At 43.2% G+C, this 21,420-nt stretch carries 20 protein-coding genes and 1 riboswitch; of the genes, 10 read left to right on the forward strand and 10 right to left on the reverse strand.

The genetic code is table 11. The features are described from left to right. Nucleotides 1-236 precede the first annotated feature (236 nt). Together clpS and clpA are read left to right on the forward strand one after the other, a co-directional pair. Entirely contained in the window at nt 237-557 is a 321-nt protein-coding gene (gene clpS, locus AB6E52_RS04835) for an ATP-dependent Clp protease adapter ClpS (protein WP_004737430.1), read from the forward strand. Between the two features lie 39 nt (nt 558-596). Continuing rightward, a complete protein-coding gene (clpA, locus tag AB6E52_RS04840) occupies nt 597-2,870 on the forward strand; it encodes an ATP-dependent Clp protease ATP-binding subunit ClpA (RefSeq protein WP_017062108.1) in 2,274 nt (757 codons plus the stop codon). Between the two features lie 194 nt (nt 2,871-3,064). Here clpA and infA read toward each other — a convergent pair whose 3' ends face one another. The 3 genes from infA to aat all read right to left on the reverse strand — a co-directional run bounded on the left by infA (nt 3,065) and on the right by aat (nt 4,773). Further along, on the reverse strand, nt 3,065-3,283 hold the full coding sequence (gene infA / locus AB6E52_RS04845) for a translation initiation factor IF-1 (RefSeq protein ID WP_001040192.1): 219 nt from the start codon (nt 3,281-3,283) through the stop codon (nt 3,065-3,067). A gap of 81 nt (nt 3,284-3,364) precedes the next feature. After that, nucleotides 3,365-4,063: an arginyltransferase gene (locus AB6E52_RS04850; RefSeq protein ID WP_017062107.1), complete on the reverse strand. Its 699-nt coding sequence runs from the start codon at nt 4,061-4,063 to the stop codon at nt 3,365-3,367. Further along, nucleotides 4,063-4,773, reverse strand: a complete 711-nt coding sequence (gene aat, locus AB6E52_RS04855) for a leucyl/phenylalanyl-tRNA--protein transferase (protein ID WP_017063504.1) — start codon at nt 4,771-4,773, stop codon at nt 4,063-4,065. Before aat ends, AB6E52_RS04850 begins: the two co-directional genes overlap by 1 nt. 53 nt (nt 4,774-4,826) lie before the next feature. Here aat and AB6E52_RS04860 point away from each other — a divergent pair, with 53 nt between their 5' ends. Beyond that, nucleotides 4,827-5,282, forward strand: a complete 456-nt coding sequence (locus AB6E52_RS04860; RefSeq protein WP_004736438.1) for a glycine zipper 2TM domain-containing protein — start codon at nt 4,827-4,829, stop codon at nt 5,280-5,282. A 162-nt stretch (nt 5,283-5,444) separates the two neighbouring features. Next, nucleotides 5,445-6,725, forward strand: coding sequence for a 3-phosphoshikimate 1-carboxyvinyltransferase (aroA, locus tag AB6E52_RS04865; protein ID WP_017062105.1), 1,281 nt, complete (start codon nt 5,445-5,447; stop codon nt 6,723-6,725). Nucleotides 6,726-6,786: 61 nt separating this feature from the next. Here the strand turns inward: aroA and AB6E52_RS04870 are convergent, their stop codons facing one another. Next, complete coding sequence (locus AB6E52_RS04870) at nt 6,787-7,032, reverse strand: YciN family protein (protein ID WP_017062104.1); 246 nt, start codon at nt 7,030-7,032, stop codon at nt 6,787-6,789. Nucleotides 7,033-7,471: 439 nt separating this feature from the next. On the opposite strand from AB6E52_RS04870, the gene topA reads away from it, so the two are divergent. From topA to AB6E52_RS04890, 4 genes are all read left to right on the forward strand, one after another. Beyond that, the gene (topA, locus tag AB6E52_RS04875; RefSeq protein WP_017067846.1) at nt 7,472-10,102 is read left to right on the forward strand and encodes a type I DNA topoisomerase; all 2,631 of its coding nucleotides are present in this window, start codon (nt 7,472-7,474) and stop codon (nt 10,100-10,102) included. Nucleotides 10,103-10,626: 524 nt separating this feature from the next. Continuing rightward, nucleotides 10,627-11,856 carry a glucose-1-phosphate adenylyltransferase gene (glgC, locus tag AB6E52_RS04880; protein ID WP_080582251.1) on the forward strand — a complete coding sequence of 410 codons (1,230 nt, stop codon included), beginning with the start codon at nt 10,627-10,629 and terminating at the stop codon, nt 11,854-11,856. Next, on the forward strand, nt 11,846-13,300 hold the full coding sequence (gene glgA / locus AB6E52_RS04885) for a glycogen synthase GlgA (protein WP_017070017.1): 1,455 nt from the start codon (nt 11,846-11,848) through the stop codon (nt 13,298-13,300). The genes glgC and glgA overlap by 11 nt, the downstream gene beginning before the upstream one ends. Nucleotides 13,301-13,585: 285 nt before the next feature. Further along, on the forward strand, nt 13,586-14,383 hold the full coding sequence (locus tag AB6E52_RS04890; protein WP_017062100.1) for an alpha/beta fold hydrolase: 798 nt from the start codon (nt 13,586-13,588) through the stop codon (nt 14,381-14,383). Between the two features lie 131 nt (nt 14,384-14,514). Here AB6E52_RS04890 and AB6E52_RS04895 read toward each other — a convergent pair whose 3' ends face one another. Both AB6E52_RS04895 and AB6E52_RS04900 read right to left on the reverse strand, forming a co-directional pair. Then, nucleotides 14,515-14,832, reverse strand: coding sequence for a DUF2007 domain-containing protein (locus AB6E52_RS04895; protein ID WP_102319675.1), 318 nt, complete (start codon nt 14,830-14,832; stop codon nt 14,515-14,517). 64 nt (nt 14,833-14,896) lie between these two features. Next, nucleotides 14,897-15,577 (reverse strand): TVP38/TMEM64 family protein, encoded by a 681-nt coding sequence (locus AB6E52_RS04900; RefSeq protein WP_102319674.1) that lies wholly within the window; start codon nt 15,575-15,577, stop codon nt 14,897-14,899. Between the two features lie 379 nt (nt 15,578-15,956). On the opposite strand from AB6E52_RS04900, the gene AB6E52_RS04905 reads away from it, so the two are divergent. Then, nucleotides 15,957-16,316, forward strand: coding sequence for a DUF3316 domain-containing protein (locus tag AB6E52_RS04905; protein WP_017067843.1), 360 nt, complete (start codon nt 15,957-15,959; stop codon nt 16,314-16,316). Between the two features lie 97 nt (nt 16,317-16,413). Here AB6E52_RS04905 and AB6E52_RS04910 read toward each other — a convergent pair whose 3' ends face one another. The 3 genes from AB6E52_RS04910 to torD all read right to left on the reverse strand — a co-directional run bounded on the left by AB6E52_RS04910 (nt 16,414) and on the right by torD (nt 19,356). Beyond that, nucleotides 16,414-17,004, reverse strand: coding sequence for a TfoX/Sxy family DNA transformation protein (locus tag AB6E52_RS04910; protein WP_019820997.1), 591 nt, complete (start codon nt 17,002-17,004; stop codon nt 16,414-16,416). Nucleotides 17,005-17,131: 127 nt separating this feature from the next. Beyond that, a riboswitch (cyclic di-GMP riboswitch) is annotated at nt 17,132-17,217 on the reverse strand. 170 nt (nt 17,218-17,387) lie between these two features. Continuing rightward, a complete protein-coding gene (gene purR / locus AB6E52_RS04915) occupies nt 17,388-18,392 on the reverse strand; it encodes an HTH-type transcriptional repressor PurR (RefSeq protein WP_017063507.1) in 1,005 nt (334 codons plus the stop codon). A gap of 316 nt (nt 18,393-18,708) precedes the next feature. Further along, entirely contained in the window at nt 18,709-19,356 is a 648-nt protein-coding gene (gene torD / locus AB6E52_RS04920; RefSeq protein WP_017062095.1) for a molecular chaperone TorD, read from the reverse strand. A gap of 285 nt (nt 19,357-19,641) precedes the next feature. Here torD and torR point away from each other — a divergent pair, with 285 nt between their 5' ends. Next, nucleotides 19,642-20,355: a two-component system response regulator TorR gene (gene torR / locus AB6E52_RS04925; RefSeq protein ID WP_017062094.1), complete on the forward strand. Its 714-nt coding sequence runs from the start codon at nt 19,642-19,644 to the stop codon at nt 20,353-20,355. 166 nt (nt 20,356-20,521) lie between these two features. Here torR and elyC read toward each other — a convergent pair whose 3' ends face one another. Continuing rightward, nucleotides 20,522-21,373 carry an envelope biogenesis factor ElyC gene (gene elyC, locus AB6E52_RS04930; RefSeq protein ID WP_017062093.1) on the reverse strand — a complete coding sequence of 284 codons (852 nt, stop codon included), beginning with the start codon at nt 21,371-21,373 and terminating at the stop codon, nt 20,522-20,524. Nucleotides 21,374-21,420 lie beyond the last annotated feature (47 nt).

Below are 21,420 nucleotides of genomic sequence, written 5' to 3' on the forward strand. Positions count from 1 at the left end.
CTTATCGTTAGTATCAATAGTTATGGCGTCTTTTTAATCAATCACATATGTTAATCTTGTTAATCGAGATCTTTTATTTGCAGCGATGGAAATGGTGGATTAGGCTCAGTATAGAGGAATATTTTTTGGTACTGTTTCTAGATGCAGTTTCTTAGTACACGGTAAAGCGTGAATGTGGTAAATTTGAGTTAGGTAAACACTCACGACTTCCGAAAAATAACCCTTAGCAAAGCGATATGAGCAGAAACTTTGAATGGGCATCTCCAGGCTCAGATTTACTGGAGAAAGAAGCAACAAAAGTAAAGCCACCGGCGATGTATAACGTTGTGTTGAATAACGATGACTACACGCCCATGGACTTTGTAATCGAGATCCTAGAGCGATTCTTCTCACTAGATATCGAAAAAGCAACGGAAGTGATGCTCAAGGTTCATTATGAAGGTAAAGCTATATGCGGCACATACAGTGCTGAAATAGCGGAAACAAAGGTAGCGCAGGTCACGATGTACTCAAAGGAAAATGAGCATCCGCTACTATGTACAATGGAGCAAGTATAAATTGCTCGAACAACACTGTTGTTCCCTTAGGAGGTACTTATGCTAAATAAAGAATTAGAGACGAGTTTAAATGGCGCATTTGCTCGTGCGCGAGACAAGCGACATGAATTCATGACTGTCGAACACCTCCTACTAGCATTATTAGAAAATGATGCGGCCAAGGAAGCGCTCCAAGCTTGTCAGGCTGATCTCGATGCTCTTCGCAATGAGCTCGATATTTTTATCGATCAAACGACCCCACTTATCCCTGAAAGCGACGAAACTCGCGAAACTCAGCCTACGTTGAGCTTCCAACGAGTACTTCAACGCGCTGTTTTTCATGTTCAATCTTCAGGTCGCAGCGAAGTAACAGGTGCTAACGTACTTGTTGCTATTTTTAGTGAGCAAGAATCTCACGCGGCATATCTTCTTAAGAAAAACGACATTAGTCGCTTAGATATTGTTAACTTCATCTCACACGGTATTACCAAAGCGAGCAACGAAGGCGACAGTCCTTCATCATCCGATTCATTTGGTGGTGCAGAAAATGCTGAAGAAGCTAACTCTGAAGACCGTTTAGAAAATTTTGCTACTAACCTTAACGAAGTCGCAAAGCAGGGCAATATTGACCCACTAATCGGTCGTGACAAAGAGCTAGAACGCACTATCCAAGTTCTGTGTCGTCGTCGTAAGAACAACCCTCTGTTAGTGGGTGAAGCGGGGGTAGGTAAAACTGCCATCGCGGAAGGTCTTGCATGGCGCATCGTTGAAGGACAAGTGCCTGAAATCATTCAGAGCAGCGTAATTTATTCTCTAGATATCGGTTCACTGTTAGCCGGAACCAAATATCGTGGTGACTTTGAGAAACGTTTTAAAGCGATTCTTAAGCAACTGGAGAAAGAAGAAGACGCGATTCTGTTCATCGATGAGATCCACACCATTATCGGTGCCGGGGCTGCATCGGGTGGTCAGGTTGATGCGGCAAACTTAATTAAACCACTACTAAGCAGTGGCAAATTACGTTGCATCGGTTCAACAACGTACCAAGAGTACAGCAGTATTTTTGAGAAGGAGCGCGCTTTAGCTCGTCGCTTCCAGAAAATAGATATTATTGAACCATCGCTAGACGATACGACCAAGATCCTGATTGGCTTGAAGCCAAAATACGAAGCTCACCACGAAGTGCGCTACACCAACAAAGCGTTGCGTGCCGCTGTGGAACTGTCAGCTAAATACATTAATGAACGCCACCTTCCTGATAAGGCCATTGACGTAATCGATGAAGCGGGCGCTCGTAGTCGTTTGGCACCTGCAAGCCGTCGTAAGAAAACGGTAAGCGTGGCTGATATTGAGTCAATGGTTGCGAAAATGGCGCGTATTCCTGAAAAGTCAGTATCGTCTTCAGACAAAGATACACTCCAGAAACTGGATGAGCGCATGAAAATGTTGGTATTCGGACAAGACCCTGCAATCGATGTATTGAGTGAAGCGATTAAGCTGACCCGTGCTGGATTGGGTGCAGACAATAAACCTGTTGGTTCATTCTTGTTTGCTGGTCCTACTGGTGTCGGTAAAACAGAGGTGACTGTTCAGCTGTCTAAGTTGATGGGCATTGAGCTTCTGCGCTTTGATATGTCTGAGTACGGTGAGCGACACTCAGTGAGCCGCTTGATTGGTGCGCCTCCTGGTTATGTTGGTTACGACCAAGGTGGTTTGCTAACGGATGCCGTAATCAAGAACCCGCACTCTGTTGTGTTACTGGATGAAATCGAGAAAGCTCACCCAGATATCTTTAACTTGCTACTGCAGGTAATGGATAACGGCACGCTAACTGACAACAATGGTCGCAAAGCGGACTTCCGCAATGTGATTCTAGTGATGACGACCAACGCAGGTGTGGCTGAAACCGAGAAGAAATCGATCGGCCTGATCCAACAAGATCATGCGCCAGATGCGATGGGCGAAATCAAGAAGGTATTTACTCCTGAGTTCCGTAACCGTCTTGATAATATCATTTGGTTCAACAGCCTTGACCCAAGTGTGATTAGCCAAGTAGTTGATAAGTTCATTGTCGAGCTTCAGGTTCAACTGGACGCTCGTGGCGTGTCTTTAGAGGTTTCTGAGGATGCTCGTCACTGGTTAGCTGATAAAGGCTATGACAAGACCATGGGTGCTCGTCCAATGGGACGTGTGATTCAAGAGAAGCTTAAGAAACCACTTGCTAACGAGTTACTGTTCGGTAGCTTGGTTGATGGCGGTACGGTTAAAGTATCCCTGAAAAAAGACGAATTGGATTTCATCTATGTTGGTGCTAAAGAAGAGGTCATGCACTAACGAAGTGATTGATAAATCAAAGGCTTAAATATAAAACGCATGACTTAGGTTGTGCGTTTTTTTATGCTTGCGAGATGCGAGATGCGAGATGCGAGATGCGAGATGCGAGATTGATGTGCTTGTGTAGTAAAAAGCTCAGGCAATAAAAAACGGAGCCTTAAGCTCCGCTTCTTATTGTATTCGCTAATTAAAAATTAACGAGCACGGAAGACGATGCGGCCTTTAGAAAGGTCGTATGGAGTCATCTCAACAGTTACTTTATCACCAGTAAGAATACGGATGTAGTTCTTACGCATTTTACCAGAGATGTGTGCTGTCACTACGTGACCGTTTTCAAGCTCAACACGGAACATTGTGTTTGGTAGAGTATCAAGGACAGTGCCTTGCATCTCGATTACGTCTTCTTTAGCCATCTAATCCTCTTTCGAAATTTGGCGGTTTTCAACGGCTTGATTGTGCCGTTAAAATCAAAATATGTAAAGTTGTCGCGTATTCTACCCTTGCCACCGCTGATTTACTAGCCTTTGATGACGTTGAAATCGTACTTTATAGTTCATCGCAGGGCATTCATCGATTTGATAACCCAAATATAACCATTGTTTTTGTTCTTTCTGGGCATGTTGGATCTGAAATAGAACGCCAAGTGTTCCCATCGAAATGTCTATATCAGGAGCGAAGAAGGTATAAAACGCGCTCGTACAGTGAGCCATGATGTCGGTTACGGCGATACCAACCAACTTGTTCTCATCATAGATGTGCATGAACTTTGTAGTAAGCCACTCATTTTTAGAGAATTGTAGAAACTCTTCTTTCTTGGGTGGGTACATGGTTCCCGAACGGTGACGAGCGGTGATATAGCGACTGTATAAGTCAAACCAGTTGTCATCCATCTCATCTTTCAGTTCCCAACGTAGTGATTTTCCTTTGTTAAGGATCCGTCGTTGGCTTTTGGAAAGCTTAACCTCAGGAATTGAAAGCCGAATCGCTTGGCATGCTGAGCAATTATCGCAATGTGGCTTATAAATGGTTGAACCACTGCGGCGAAATCCATTCGCAAGCAGAACTTCATAGTTATCTGAGGTGTGCATGTGTTCGTCAAGCGTGACCGCCACTCTCTCTTCGAAGTGAGGTAAGTAGCTGCAAGCGTGATTGTCTGTTAATCCAATTCTGATTTGTTGTAAATCTGGATTCATTAAGGCATTTCCTTTAGCCATTGGGTTTTAAAGCATGCATCGTCAACGGAGAACTCTTTGAGTAATTGCAGAGAGCCTAGGAATTCATCCCTATCAACCTCGATAGCGCCCAAGGATTCCAAGTGAGGGTTCATGACTTGGCAATCAATCAGTTGTCCGCCGAATCGGGTAAAGTGTTTACAAAAGTACCACAGCGCAATTTTAGAGGCATTGGTCTTTAGGCTGAACATCGATTCACCGCAAAAGACTTGGCCTCTTTGTAAGCCGTAAAGTCCACCGATCAGTTCATCATCTTGCCAAACCTCAACCGAGTGGCAGAAACCTAATGAAGCGAGTTTGCGGTAGGCTGACTGCATGTCGCTGTTTAGCCAGGTTTCTTCTTCGGGTCTTAGTGAAGAGCAATAACCAATTACTCTGTCCGTCGCTTGGTTGATGCTGACTCGGTAATTGTGTTTTCTTTGAAACTTTTTAAGACTTTTTGACGGTTCGAATGTCTTAGGATTAAATACCGCTCGCGGTGCAGGGCTCCACCAAAGTATAGGCTCACCTGGGCCATACCATGGAAATATACCTTGGCTATAAGCGTTTAAAATTCGCATTGGTGATAAATCACCACCGAAGGCGAGCAGACCGTTGGGGTCATCAAGCGCGTCGAAAGGCGAAGGAAACTCTATACTAGTAGTATCAAGTTCGGTTAGGTATATAGTCATAAGTACCGCATTACAGATTAATCACTGACCAAGAGGTCTTTAGGAGTTTTACCATGAAGAAGTTGCTTTGGATTTTACTTGTTTTGCCCATGTTGGCAAATGCAGCTTACAACAGAAACCAAGCTCGACCAGTAAACGAGGTGGTTTATGGTGAGATTGATACGGTCAGATACATCACTCAGCAAGAGATCGTTGAGTCGAAAGCGAATGGTTGGGAAACCTTGTTAGGTGCGGCGATTGGTGGCTTGATTGGTAACCAGTTTGGCGGCGGCACTGGTAAAGAAGTGGCGACAGCTGTAGGTGCAGTAGCAGGTGCGGGTATTGCTCGTAACCGAGGTAACACACAATATAAAGTAGAGTACAAACTGGTCGAGTTATTGGTCAAAACCAAAGACGACAAGTTGGTCAACATTATCCAAGATGTCGATAACTCGATGCTGTTCAACAGAGGCGATGATGTACGAATTCTCTATTTTTCAGATGGTGTTCGAGTTGATCTCGTGTACTAGTATATAAATACGATTGATTGGCTAATTAATCACCGGTTTGGGCTGGATTAGCTCTGGAGTTCGTTGGAAAAGTTCGTTAGTCTGCAAGTACGAAGAATTATTCATCACCCGAAAATAAATACGCGCCAGTGACTTCGGGTGGTACAAGGACTATAAGATTTAATGGAAAGCCTTACGTTACAACCAATTCAAAAAGTGAACGGGGAAGTTAACCTACCTGGTTCAAAAAGCGTTTCCAACCGTGCACTTCTTTTGGCTGCACTTTCTACGGGAACCACTCGCCTAACAAACTTGCTAGACAGTGATGATATTCGTCATATGTTGAATGCATTAACTCAGTTAGGTGTTGATTATCAGTTGTCTGCAGACAAAACCGTTTGTGAAGTGACAGGTGTTGGTGGTGCATTTTCAAGTGACAAAGCCCTAGAGCTTTTCTTAGGTAATGCGGGTACGGCGATGCGTCCGTTGGCGGCTGCACTATGTTTAGGTCGCGGTGAATACGTTCTTACTGGTGAGCCTCGTATGAAAGAGCGCCCAATTGGCCACTTGGTAACAGCACTGCGAGAAGCCGGTGCCGATGTTGAATACTTAGAGAACGAAAACTACCCACCATTGAAGATCACAGGTACAGGTCTGAAGAGCGGTACAGTTTCTATCGACGGTTCGATCTCTAGTCAATTTTTGACGGCATTTTTGATGGCTGCGCCTTTAGCTGAAGGTGAAGTGACCATTAAAATTGACGGTGAATTGGTTTCTAAACCTTACATCGATATTACGCTGCACATCATGAAGCAATTTGGTGTGGACGTGATCAATAATGATTACCAAGAGTTTGTGATTCCTACCGGGCAATCTTACTCGGCACCGGGTGATTTCTTGGTTGAAGGTGATGCATCATCTGCGTCATATTTCCTTGCAGCCGCTGCTATCAAAGGTGGTGAGATTAAGGTCACTGGTATTGGTAAAAACAGTATCCAAGGTGATATCCAATTCGCTGATGCGCTTGAGAAAATGGGTGCGGAAATCGAATGGGGTGACGACTACGTTATTTCTCGTTGTGGCGAGCTGAAAGGCATTGATATGGACTATAACCATATCCCAGATGCTGCGATGACTATCGCGACAACCGCATTGTTTGCGAAAGGCACAACGGCAATCCGTAATGTCTACAACTGGCGTGTGAAAGAGACAGACCGCTTGGCTGCAATGGCAACAGAGCTACGCAAAGTCGGCGCTGAAGTGGAAGAGGGTGAAGATTACATTATTGTTAACCCTGTGGCTGAACTGACTCATGCGGCGATTGATACTTACGATGATCACCGTATGGCGATGTGTTTCTCGCTGGTTGCTTTGAGCGATACGCCTGTGACGATTAATGATCCAGGTTGTACGTCAAAGACATTCCCTGATTATTTCGACAAGCTGAAAATGCTAAGTCTATAAAAATGCTTAGTATGTAAAGGTTTAGGAACAAAAAAGCTTGCCTAAGTGGCAAGCTTTTTAATTATTGCTGAATTGTAAATTCTTTCGAAAGGTGGTGCGCTAAGTATTTAAACATGTTAAATACCGCGGTTGTATTCTCTGTCGGCATTCCATTGCTGTCTAAGAAGTATTCACCTTTGAAGACGAGTACATCGTCTTTTTCTACTACGCTGTTTGCGCGCATGCCTTCAATGTAGTCATCATGTGATTGGATAATTTGGTTTGCGATAAGCAGTAAATCAAATTCTGCTATTACTTTCTTTGTCATGAGTTTATCTCTGATAACTGAATATAACGTTGAGTTTATGGTGTCGAACTAGAAATTCAATGATTTCACAACCGATTAAGAGAGTCTTTTCAAACATCCACAATTTATTTTGTGATTTACGGCAAAAATAATTGAATGGGGCTCGCGTTAGATTCGCGGACAAGCTTAGTATGAGCCCGTTTAGACGTAATGCCTGATGAATAGGCTCTTGCAAGTATTCTTAGTGAGTACTTTATAGCTTCTTTATATTGTGACCCTTTTATCTATGAGTCGTCGAATTGTCGAGCGATCAGATCCAATTTTGAAAAAAGCGGTTGATCTTCTAGTAATCTCGCACAATAGTAAAAAAAGAAGCAATGAATTTAGAATATCATGCGTAAAAGCCCACAAGCTAAATTGTTGGTGCTGAAGCATCGTGATTAAGGACGTTAGAGTCAATATGGGTAAATCGCTCGTTATAGTGGAGTCGCCAGCCAAGGCTAAAACTATCAATAAATATCTTGGCAAAGACTTTGTCGTTAAGTCGAGTGTAGGTCACGTACGTGATTTACCAACGGCAGGTCAAAGTACTGGTCAAAAGGCTGCTGCAGTTTCAACCAAGGGTATGAGCCCAGAAGACAAAGCTCGTATCAAGAAAGAAAAAGATCGCAAAGCTCTTATCAAAAAGATGGGTATCAACCCGTATAAAGAGTGGGAAGCGAACTACCAAATCCTACCTGGTAAAGAGAAAGTCGTCGCTGAATTGCAAAAACTGGCTGAGAACGCAGACCATGTTTATCTCGCAACCGATTTGGACCGCGAAGGAGAAGCTATCGCATGGCACCTTCGTGAGATCATCGGTGGCGATGAAACGCGATACAAGCGAGTGGTTTTTAACGAAATCACCAAGAATGCTATTCAACAAGCTTTCGAAACTCCAGGTGAGCTAAATATTGATGGCGTAAACGCACAACAAGCACGACGTTTTATGGACCGTGTTGTTGGCTTTATGGTGTCACCTCTGCTTTGGAAAAAAGTAGCACGAGGCCTGTCCGCTGGCCGTGTTCAATCAGTAGCGGTAAAACTACTGGTAGAGCGTGAGCGCGAGATCAACGCCTTTATCCCTGAAGAGTTCTGGGATGTGCATGCTGATACTAAAACAGCAGAGAAAACCGACTTTAGACTGCAAGTTGCACAGAAAGACGGTGTTGCGTTTAAACCTGAAAATGAAGCGCAAACACAAGCTGCTGTTAGCGTTTTAGAAAAAGCGCAATACGAAGTATGTAAACGTGAAGACCGCCCAACAAAGAGTAAGCCGTCTGCACCTTACATCACGTCGACGCTGCAACAAGCGGCGAGTACGCGTCTTGGTTATGGCGTAAAGAAAACCATGATGCTGGCTCAACGCCTGTATGAAGCGGGTTACATCACTTATATGCGTACTGATTCAACCAACTTGAGTTCAGAAGCTGTAGAAGCCGCTCGTGAATACATTGGTTCTGAGTACGGCGCGCAATACCTTCCACCTAAAGCTCTTGCATACGGCAGCAAAGAGGGCGCTCAAGAGGCCCACGAAGCGATTCGTCCTTCAAGTGTAGATGTTAAGTCGGAAGATCTAAACGGCGTAGACGCAGACGCACACAAGCTTTACTCGCTAATTTGGAATCAATTCGTAGCGTGTCAAATGACGCCAGCTCAATACGATTCAACGACAGTAAGCGTTAAAGCAGATGAGTACACGTTGAAAGCGAAAGGTCGTATCCTTAAATTTGATGGTTGGACTCGTGTTCAGCGTCCAATGGGCAAGAACGAAGATACGATCCTTCCAGCAGTACAGATCGGCGATAAGCTTGATCTGATTGCGCTAGACCCTAAACAGCACTTCACTAAGCCACCGGCTCGTTTCACTGAAGCGGCGCTAGTTAAAGAGCTTGAGAAGCGTGGTATTGGTCGTCCTTCAACATACGCATCAATCATCTCAACGATTCAAGATCGCGGTTATGTAAAAGTTGAACAGCGTCGTTTCTATGCTGAGAAGATGGGTGAAATTGTTACTGACCGTCTAGATGGCAGCTTCAATGACCTAATGAACTACGACTTCACTGCTCGTATGGAGCAGAAGTTGGACCAAATCGCAGAAGGCGAAGCAAGCTGGAAAGGCGTGCTAGATAACTTCTTCGAAGACTTTACTGGCGATTTGGAAAAAGCAGACTTAGACGAAGACGCTGGTGGCATGAAGCCAAATCATATCGTGGAAACCGATATTGAGTGTCCGACTTGTAGCCGTAAAATGGGTATTCGTACTGCTTCGACAGGCGTATTCCTTGGTTGTTCTGGCTATGCACTTCCACCAAAAGAGCGTTGTAAGACAACAATCAACCTTGGTGATGAAGAAGGCATTATCAACGTGCTTGAAGAAGACGTTGAAACAGCAGCACTTCGAGCTAAAAAGCGTTGTCCTATTTGTGAAACGGCAATGGATGCCTATCTAATCGATGATAAGCGTAAGATGCACGTATGTGGTAACAACCCGAACTGTGAAGGTTATGTGGTTGAGCACGGCGAATTTAAAGTGAAAGGCTACGATGGTCCACTTGTTGAGTGTGACAAGTGTGGTTCTGACATGGTTCTGAAGAACGGTCGTTTTGGTAAATACATGGACTGTACGAGTGAAGATTGTAAGAACACTCGTAAGATTCTGAAAAATGGCGAAGTTGCGCCACCAAAAGAAGACCCGGTGCATTTCCCTGAACTTCCGTGTGAAAATTCAGACGCGTACTTTGTTCTTCGTGATGGTGCTTCTGGTCTATTTATGGCTGCGAGCAACTTCCCTAAATCACGTGAAACACGTGCACCATTAGTGGAAGAGCTGGTTCGTTTTAAAGACCGTATCTCACCTAAGTTCCAATACCTAGCATCAGCGCCAGTTGCTGACCCTGATGGTAAGCCGACAGTGGTTCGTTTTAGTCGTAAGACCAAAGAAAACTACGTGCGTACTGAAGTAGATGGAAAACCGTCCGGTTGGACTGCGTTGTACATCGACGGTAAGTGGGAAGTTACGGATAAGCGTAAAAAGCCTAAAGAGAAATAACTGAACGTTATTGATGAAAAAGCAGCCTAATGGCTGCTTTTTTTTGATCTCAATATGACTAAATATGCAACTTGTTGACCTGGTGTTTCGTCTGCGAGAATTTATTAAATTCACATCGCAAAATAAATAATGCCAATTAATCAGATTTTCTTATGCAACTTTAACGAGAATGTAACTTAATTAAAATATTGTAACTCACAGATCAGCGTTTAGTTGTATACCTGATGTGTGTCGGGTGTTAATGTAATGTTTCGTCTGGACGGTGTAGTGTGAGCTGCTTTAAGTCTTAGGAAAGCAATCAGCTTACGTACCACAGAATGGCGTATTAAAAATTGAATTCGGCCGAAAAGTCGATAACGTATATAAAACCAAGTGCAAAGAATAGTGCACACATAACAACGTTTGGCTTAGGATATTGTCACTGTATGTGAATGGATATTCGCTAAATACCGAAATAAGTGTTGGTGCTCATCCCCCAGAGGAAGATACCTCTACGAGTACTAACATCGACAAGCTATAGATATATGGAGAATAAAATGGCTGGTGTATTGGGAATGATTCTTGCTGGTGGTGAAGGCTCTCGCTTAAGACCTTTAACTGAATCTCGCAGCAAACCCTCGGTTCCTTTCGGTGGTAGTTACCGCTTAATTGATTTCGCTTTGAACAACTTCGTTAATGCTGATCTAATGAAGATCTACGTATTAACACAATTTAAGTCACAGTCACTGTTCCACCATATGAAAAAAGGCTGGAATATCAGTGGCATAACAGACCGTTTTATCGACCCAATTCCTGCGCAAATGCGTAAAGGAAAGCGTTGGTATGAAGGCACAGCAGATGCTATCTACCAAAACATGGGCTTTATGGAGTTGGAAGAACCTGATCAAGTATGTATTTTTGGTTCAGACCATATCTATAAGATGGACATCAAACAGATGCTTGATTTCCATAAAGAGAAGAAAGCGGCTCTAACAGTATCAGCATTGCGCATGCCGCTTGCTGAAGCATCAGAATTCGGTGTTATTGAGGTTGATGCTGACGGCCGTATGATTGGCTTTGAAGAGAAACCTGCAAATCCGAAGTCGATCCCGGGCGATCCAGAATCAGCGCTCGTTTCAATGGGCAACTACGTGTTCGAAGCGAAAGAGCTTTTTGCCGAACTAACGGAAGATGCTGATAGAGAAGGTTCGACACACGATTTCGGCAAAGACATTATTCCAAACATGTTCCCACGTGGTGATGTGTTTGTTTATGATTTCAGCACCAACCGTATTACTGGTGAGAAAGAAGAAGTTTACTGGCGCGATGTAGGTACGATTGACGCGTACTGGCAAGCGCACATGGACCTTCTTAAGAAAGATGCGCCATTCTCGCTATACAACCGTAAATGGCCTCTACACACTTATTACCCGCCACTACCACCAGCTACGTTTACTGATTCGGCAAATGGTCGAATTCAGATCATTGATAGCCTTGTGTGTAGCGGTAGTTATGTACGTGGTTCGCGTATTGAAAAGAGTGTACTGGGCTTCCGCAGCAATATCGCATCAGCGTGTGATATTAGCGAAAGCATCTTACTCGGTGATGTAAAAGTGGGTGAGGGTTGTATCTTGCGCCGCGTTATCATTGATAAAGACGCAGATATCGCACCGGGTACACAGATTGGTGTAAATCTGACAGAAGACAAAAAGCATTACCACGTATCTGACGATGGTGTCGTAGTGATTTCTAAAGGAGCACGAGTTGGTTACTAAGACTCTCTCGGTACTTTTTGTAGCGTCTGAAGTTGAAGGCTTGATTAAAAGTGGTGGCTTGGCTGATGTAGCCAAGGCACTGCCGAAAGCGTTGCAAACACTCGAACAGGACGTTCGAGTGACTATCCCCGCATATAGAAACATTCCAAACATTGATTCAGCAGAAGTTATTTTATCGACTGAACTCGATCATTGGCCTCATACGGCTTATCAAGTTAAAAAACTGAGCGTAGAAGGCGTTCCAGTTTTTGGTATTGAATGTGCCAAGTATTTCGACCGCCCGGAAATGTACGCAGAAAACAATCAAGCTTATGCTGATAACGGAGAGCGCTTCTCGTTCTTTAGTGCAGCCTGTCTTGATATGCTTCCTAAGCTTGGTTTCCAACCGGATATCATTCATGCAAATGACTGGCATACTGGTTTCGTTCCTTTCTTGCTTAAATCGCGTTATCAACAACACGATTTCTTTGAAAATACGCGCAGTGTTATTTCGATTCACAATGCGGTTTTCAAAGGTGTGTTCGCCTACGATGAACTTCAATTCCTGCCAGAGATGCACAGTTACCATGCGCCTGAAGCTTCAGTGAGTGACACTCATGTCACTATGCTAAGAGCTGGAGTGATGTGTGCGGATAAAGTGAACGCAGTAAGTCCTACCTATGCAGAAGAGTTGAAAACGGAATTAGGTAGCCACGGTATGGCTGCAGAATTCCAACACAGATCTGCTGATCTGTTCGGCATTTTGAATGGGTGTGATTATGGGGCTTGGAATCCGGAAACTGATGCTTTCCTTCCTCGTAAATACAAAGCGACCAAGCACAGCATGGCTCGCGGAAAATCAGCTTGTAAGCAAAAACTGCAACAAGATGTAGGTTTACCCGTTGCCGATTGCGCGGTTTATGGCATGGTTTGTCGCTTGACGAATCAAAAAGGTGTTCATTACTTACTGCCTATCATCGAACAGTTTTTGAAAAATGATCTTCAGATCGTGATTGTCGGTACTGGCGATCCGGTTTTGGCGAGTCAATTGAAAGAGCTATCAGCGCTTCACTCAGATAAGTTCTCGTTCGTAGAAGCGTACAATAATGAACTTGCGCACTTGGTTGAAGCAGGCTCTGATTTCTTCTTGATGCCTTCGGAATTTGAACCGTGTGGCTTAAACCAAATCTACAGCATGGCTTACGGTACTTTGCCGATTGTTCGTTCTGTGGGAGGTTTAAAAGACAGCGTGAATGATTACGATGAAGATCCTGAAGTCGCGACTGGGTTTGCTTTTGAAGAGCCAACACCGCAGGCGTTATTGGCTGTGTTACATCGTTCATTACTGCTTTATGCACAAAACCCATCTGAAATTAAGCGTGCTCAGCTTTATGCGATGCAGCAAGATTTTAGTTGGGAAGATGCGGCTAAAGAATACCTAGCTATGTATCATTCAGCATTTTAACTTGTTGACTTAGCTTTAAAATTAGCGGGCGGGCAACAACAGCTCGTAATAAATGAAGGCGCTCTAATTGTTGAGTGCCTTTTTGTTTCCTGGTCAGAGCACATCACGTTTACGAAGACAAAGCTTGCAAACTCATTTTTGTCAGGTAGAAAAGGTGAGGTAGGTATTCACATGACTAATGATAGGTTTGACACTATTATCACTTAAAGTTCTTAATAGCGTGGTATCCTTAGTCATCGCCTCGTGATGAGGCATAGCTCCATTCCAATAATTAAAGCGATAGGTATGTCTGAGAGTTTACTATTTCATAAAACATTTACTCACCCTACGAGCGATGAGTGGGTTGTATTTGTGCATGGCGCAGGAGGCAGTTCCTCCATCTGGTTCAAGCAGATCAAAGCGTATAAACAGCATTTCAACTTACTTCTCATTGATCTGAGAGGGCACGGTAAATCAGACAATATACTTAAAGGGCTGATTTCGAATCGTTATACGTTCAAATCGGTGACGCTTGATATTCTTAAAGTGTTAGACCATCTTAAGATCCGTTCTGCACATTTCGTTGGCATGTCTTTGGGCACGATTATTGTGCGTAACGTTGCCGAACTGGCGGCTGGCCGTGTACGTTCAATGGTACTGGGTGGCGCTGTCACCAAGCTAAACACTCGCTCTCAAGTGTTAATCAAGTTGGGTAACCTCAGCAAGCACATCATTCCTTACATGTGGTTATACAGCCTTTTTGCTTATGTTGTGATGCCACAAAAAAGCCAAAAAGAGTCTCGTCACCTTTTTATCCGCGAAGCCAAAAAACTGTGCCAGAAAGAATTTAAACGCTGGTTTATCTTAACGGCTGATGTAAACCCCTTGATGAAATATTTTAAAGATAGAGAGCTACCAATACCGACTCTTTATTTGATGGGTGAACGTGACTACATGTTTATTAAGCCTGTAAAAGAAATGGTTGCAGCGCATGAATCGAGTGAGCTAGTAGAAATCCCGAATTGTGGACACGTGTGTAACGTGGAAAACCCTGAAGAGTTTAATCAGCGTTCGATTGCGTTTATTCAAAAACAAATTCAGTGATTTTCTAGGCGTGAAATCAAAGATGATGAGTTAATCGAATTGAAATAAAAACGGGAAGCTAACTTTAGCTTCCCGTTTTTAATTGGAGGAGGTATCTGACCGAATCGTTCTATCAGGTCACTGAAACCCTGCTATTCAGGTGAGGCAGCACCGCACTGCCAGCAAGAGCCGAATTGCGCTTCGTTGACTTCATGACACTCACCACAACGCCACTCTTCATAGATGATCGAATCTTGCTGCTTTTGGTAGTCATTGACGAGCATGCGAGCTTTACTGGCCAATTCTGGCTCATATAACCATACGTAAGGGGCAGTTTCTTCAGTGAATGGGATTTCACCCTTTAATCCGAACAACCCCTCACCACGGACTTCACAGGCAATATTCTCGCTTTCTAACAATCCACAGATGATATGAGCTTCTGTCGGATTCGATGCACTGAAGATTTTCATTGAAATAGAACCTTATTCGGCTATCTGTGTTGTTTAGATATTATAAACTATTCTGCTATATACATTATTCAGCTACGGGTGCTGAGCGAAACTTACCCATCAACCATTTAGCCACTATTGGGAATATCCCCAATAATGCAAATGACAATAGTACTGAAGGGGAGACGATGCCCGAAAGTGAATCAATTTCTGCGAGCTGAGTACCAGCATTCAAGAAAACCGCCGTCCCCGGTAACATCCCGACTTGACTCGTAATGTAGTAACGACTCACTGACATCGGTGTTAGACCCATCAATAGGTTGATAAGGAAAAATGGGAATACAGGAATCAGACGCAGAGAAAACAGGTAAAATGCGCCGTCTTTTTCAACCCCCTTGTTAATCGTCGCCAATTTGTCACCAAACTTGGTTTGAATCCAGTCACGCAACAGGTAACGGCTACTTAAGAAAGCTAAGGTCGCACCGATCGCACTTGCGAAAGATACCAGTAGCAAGCTGTTCCAGAAGCCGAATAGCGCGGCCCCTAATAAGGTTACAACAGCGGCACCAGGAATGGAGAAAGCCGTAATCATGACATACGCGACAAAATAGATAGCGGCAGCCGCAATAAAGTTGCTGTCAATGTAGTCATTTAACACAGCTTGTTGGGCCTTAGCATTTTCAAGCGTTAAGTACTGGCCGAAATTGATGCCTAACAAGACGATGGTTACGACCAACACAATACCCAATATCATTTTCTTACTCATTGATACTTCCTCTAAATTTTCAATGCATACCGATAGTATAGATAGACAGGCAAAGCATAGATTAACTTTCACCAGTTAATAAAAAACTATTTGTTCTAGACGATGGATCGGGGGCAAAAAGCTAGCCTAATTGCTTAGTCTTATGTTAGCGACAAGTATTGGCGGAATAGAGGTGGAAAAAGATTCGTTGATTAGAAGGTTGTGACTCTCTGCTAGGGACTTGTTTTGTATGCATTATTTTATTAGCGATAATTTGTACCACGTAAAAAGTAACAAAAATTTGAAAGAGTTTTGGTCTTGGCTCGTTCTATATACGTAACAATCGTGGCATGAAGATTGTTTTAGATAATTATTCAGGCAGACAACTAAGGAGCTAGCTATGAAATTATTATCAATGATTACGGTTATTGCTACAACGGGCCTATTCTCTTTCCAAGCCATGGGATCGGGCGTCTATCACCGTGCGGCTGTTGAGTCTAAAGTATTTAAAGGCGATGTAGTGGCGAGCCAATCACAGGCTTACGAATCTGGAAAAAAAATTTGGATGGATATAAACAGTAAGCGCTCATATGAATTGAGCAAAATCTTACCGCAAGCCTCTGAAAAAGTAGATGTACGCTCGTTTGAAATCAAAAACGGTACCATCAAAGTAAAAGAAATAATGGATTCCTCTGGAGAAATTAACTTCATTCCGATGGTTAAAGTGGATTACAAATACTATTACCGTCCATCTTTTTGAACTCAGTGGTTCAGCTATACATAAGACTAGTTTTGTCGACATAAAAAAAGCCGCAGTAAATGCGGCTTAGTTATGTATATAGATTGCACTGACAATGTTAATTGACGCGATTGATAAGCTCTTCGCGACGTTGCTGCGGTATAACAGACCAATGTGTACCATTGATCGCGCCTTCTAGCGCCCAAAGTAGTTCAATACTGACGGAAGACGCATGCGATTCTTTGATGGCGTTAAATGCGTTTACAGAGCCAGATTCATATAAACGTTCGACAGAATCGATCCCTGCCTTTTTCAACATACGCTCGGTAGCGAGTCGAAGATTAGGCAGATCTTTGAGTCGGGTCGGCTTAGCAGAAGACTGCTCAGCTTTTTCTTCTTTAGCAAAACCCAGAGACGTCGTTGCAAGCTGCAAGATTTTCTCTTGGTCTTGCCACAGGCCTTCAGGTAAAGCGAAATATTTAGTAACGACAGGGAAACCACGTTTTTTGTAGACGTACGGTTGAAACCCTTGTTGTTCGAATTGTTTCGTTGTGCCTTTGTCTGCGCGTATGTGCAACTGGTCATTTACAACCAGAGCAAACATAGTGTCATCAGCAAAAAGACCGAAGCCACCAAACATTGAGCGTGATTTTATTTTTCCTAGGGACTCAAATAACTTCATCGAGTCCTTTAGTATCGGTTTATCCATGTTATTTATCTCGGTGTATTTGAACTACGCCACCAAATAAGCAGGTCCGAGAGATTAGCAAAATGTTGCAATTAAATTGTCAATAAGCCGTAAATTACTAAATTATTAGTAGTTACTGCATTTTGCCATCGGTAACCCCGCTACCATACCAACGAGTGGTTTAGGCCGGAAGCTTTGCGTCTCACTCTTTCGAGTGGTTTGCCCTGTGCGTGACTGATTGAATAGAATAAAGTTTTTGTTGGATGAAGCTCACACTTGATATTTCAAAATGTGATACTGCTTCAATTAATGATCTTTCCGTTGTGCATCTGGGTTCATTATAGTTGCTGATAAAAAAAGCGCACCTAAAGGTGCGCTTGATGAAATTAAACTCGAATTATCAATTAATTTAACGTCTTAACTGTACTTCGTTCAACAATTTCAGGGTGCATTTCGAAGACGCGTTTTTCGTGGTCTTTGTCTTTGATGCGCTCCAATAGAATTTCGAATGCATTCTTACCAACACGACGTTTTGGTTGGTGAACTGTCGTTAACGGCGGAGAGAAGTATTCAGCGAGTTCGATGTTGTCGTAACCGATCACTGAGATATCTTCAGGAATGCGGATGCCTTTTTCTTGCAGTCGGCTCATTAAGCCGAGTGCCATTGTGTCGTTAAAGCAGAATACCGCCGTTGGACGATCTTCCATCTCAACGATTTGTTCTGCAGCAAGAACAGCCGTATCACACTCGAAGTTGCCTTCGATGATCATATTGTCATCGGCAGAAATTTTAGCTTCGTTAAGTGCGCGCTTGTAACCGGCAATACGTTCAACACATGCTGCTTTGTCTAAGTGGCCACTTAAACATGCAATCTTAGAGTGACCGCGTTCAATAAGGTATTTGGTCGCTAGGTAGCCACCTTCTTCAGAGTTATCGATGATCTTATCAGCTTGAGAACTCTCTGGGCCCCAGTCCATAATAACTTTAGGGATGTCAGCGTGACGGTCTAACATCTCTCTTAGTTCTTCAGTTAGGTCAGAACACATAACTAAGATGCCATCTACACGTTTCTCTGCAAGCATTCGAATGTAGTCACGTTGCTTCTCATAGATACCGCCCGTATTACACAGGATCAAAGTGTAACCTTGACGGTAGCAGTAGCTCTCAACACCATCGATAACTTCAGAGAAGAATAGATTAGTTGATTGAGTCACTAGCATGCCGATGGTGCGTGTTGTATTACACTTCAAGCTACGAGCAACAGCACTTGGTGCATAGTTCAGTTCATCTACGGCTTTGTTTACTTTTTCTTGCGTTGCTTCTGCAACAAAGCGAGTTTTATTGATTACGTGAGAAACGGTTGTTGTTGATACGCCGGCTAAGCGAGCGACATCTTTTATAGTGGCCATGGTTTTATCCTATTAGAAGCTACTTTCCCAAAGTACGGAATAAAGTAGCCGTTAAGCTACCTAACTAAGAGCTTAAATTTGTAGGGCTCTTTGGGTACTAAAAGTGCTAAAAAACAAAAAACCGCTATTGAGCGGCTTGTCTTAACACCGAAATGCTCAAAACTATAATAAGCATAGCATTTCGTGAATGTTTCATATTTTATCGTTTGCGGTCACAATTTTAGACTGACTAGAAATTACTCGCAATAAAATTCACCCGGAAATCCGGGTGAATTGTCACATTCTTCTGAATTTATTTAACGAGTCATCCAATAAGCTATTCACCAGCTAAATATTGAGTGTCTAATTGACAGAATGCGAGTAGCAACGATGAGACGGAGGCGTAGAAACCGAATTCATCAACGTCATGACATTTCACGTTGAACTTTGGTAACCAAGTCAGCAGTTGTTGTTCGATAAACTGCTGTTGAGCGGCAAATGAATTCTCTAGTTCTTCTTCAATATTCGTTTCGTTTGAACGAATGATCAAGTTACCAAGGAAATCGAGTTCGATAGCAATGTGGTCTGCTGGCTCTTTTAGATCTTGGTTCACAACTAAGTTGTGCTTAGCCATGATCTCTTCCATATCTTTTGCTGGCTTATCATTCAAAAGGCCAGTTTCGCCGATATACATTGAAGCGTAAGGAAGAGCGCCGTGCTTATCTGTCTTTAAGAAAAGATCGCAAAAGTCTGCAGACAGTTCTAGCTGAGCATCTTCACGAGTTTGTAGGCGGTTCAGCGCATCCACTAACTTATCAATCGCTGGCTTTAGTGTCTCATTTTCGCCTAAACCAGTTAGGAAAGAACGAATTTCAACAGAGTGGTAGTGATCGAGTTCTTCTTGAGTGAGCTCTTTGGCAAATAAGCTTGATAGCCACCAGTATATTTCTGCTCTTTGCTCGTTGAACGCTTTCGTATCTTTCATTTGTTAGATCCTGACTTAGTCTTGTGATGTTGCTTATATGCATCTTGAAGTCACTTGGGCATAAGCACACCAAGGCTGAATAACAAGGTTATTTGCGAAACGCAAAGTTACTCGTTAGTAGTAATGCCTATATTGAATTGCGATGGACGATAAATAGCAAGGTTTAAGATTGTCTTGTATCAAAAAAAATCCATGTTTCTGGCTTTTATCTTCTGTACCACTAGAATTGTTACTAGTTATGAATAGAATAGTCACTGAAACTATTAAATAAGAAAAGTGGTGTAGATGAGCTATCACGTATTAGTCGTAGAAGATGATGTGGTAACCCGCAGTAAACTGGTTGGATACTTCCAGAACGAGGGTTACACAGTGAGCGAAGCAGAAAGCGGCGCTCAAATGAGAAACGTGTTAGAAGAAAACAACGTTGACCTCATTATGCTGGACATCAACTTACCAGGCGAAGATGGATTGATGCTAACTCGCGAATTACGCAGTCAATCAGACATTGGAATTATTTTAGTTACTGGACGCACGGATAGCATCGACAAAATCGTTGGCCTTGAAATGGGCGCTGACGATTACGTTACTAAACCCTTCGAACTTCGCGAGTTATTAGTTCGAGTTAAAAACCTACTTTGGCGTATTTCTGCTGCTCGTAAAACAGCAGCGGGCGCAGTCGAAGAAATATCAGATGAGTCTGTGGTTCGTTTTGGTGAGTGGACATTTGATATCCCTCGTCGTGCGTTAAGCAAGAACGGCGAACCAGTGAAACTGACCAAAGCAGAATACGAACTGCTAGTGGCTTTGTCTTCTTACCCTAATCAAGTATTAAGCCGCGAACGTATTTTGAATATGATTAGCCACCGAGTGGACGCGCCTAATGACCGTACTATCGACGTGCTGATTCGTCGTATGCGTGCAAAAATGGAGTTCGATCCTAAGAACCCACAAATCTTTGTGACGGTTCACGGTGAAGGTTACATGTTCGCTGGTGATTGATTTCCTTCGGGAGTGATTAATTAACAACGACATTTAAACGTAAAAAGCCGAGACATCATTGATGTCTCGGCTTTTTTATTACTTAGCTTTTATTGTTAACGACCAGAGAATCTACAAATACTTGGCGACTCTGTATGCTTAAGATGAGTTTAAAGATTCAATGGGCTTATTGAGGCTGAGCCGCAGAAACTTCACCGTCATCTTCAACTAAGCTGGAAGCTTCTGGAATCACCGGCTCTTCAACAATGTCATTGCTTGTATCAAGCCAATCACGTAAATCTTGCCAAACTAATCCCATGGTTTCGTGCCAGTAACGCTCAGTCTGCTCAAGGTATAGCGCTTTTGGCATGTACTTATTCCAAGGCTCAACAACGCCTTCTTGTGCAAGGTAGTTGGTTGGTGCAGGCAGTGGTTTCATACCAGCTGCATGGAATTCATTGAGTGCACGAGTCATATGGCTCGCTGAAGTCACTAGAACCATTTTTTTATTCTTAACGAACGCAGCGGCTTGGCGAGCTTCTTCCCAGGTGTCTTTTGCGGTTTCAAGCAGAATGATGTCGGGCTTTGCTACGCCTAGTGCTAATGCAACTTTAGCCATCATTCTTGCGTTACTGACTTCAGTGCCTGCGCCATAGCCAGACAAAATGAGTTTTGCACCAGGGTAAAGGCGTAGAATACGAATCCCTTCACTTAAACGCATCAGGCCGGTGCGGCTAAGTTCTGATGTCGGTGGAATTTGGTCGTCTACGACGTGACCACTTCCAAGAACCATCACGTAATCGACGGTTTCATCGACAGGTAAAAATGCGGTGTGTTGCCTTTCCATTGGCATTAAAAGTTGACTAGAAACTGGCTGGAAAGCGATTAGGAAAATACCACATAGGGCTGAGAGGGTGATTAGGCAACCAGTCTTCCTTTTGGTAGTAAACATCACTAGGGCTAAACCCAGAAAAGCGAGAATTAACATTGCTGGCAGTGGCATCAATAGCGAAGACACTACTTTTTTCAGCTCAAACATATCCGAATAGTCCGAAAAAACATCACTTAGTAGTAAAAAGAGACATC

Source organism: Vibrio sp. 10N.247.311.13 (assembly GCF_041467595.1).
Lineage (GTDB): Bacteria > Pseudomonadota > Gammaproteobacteria > Enterobacterales > Vibrionaceae > Vibrio > Vibrio crassostreae_C.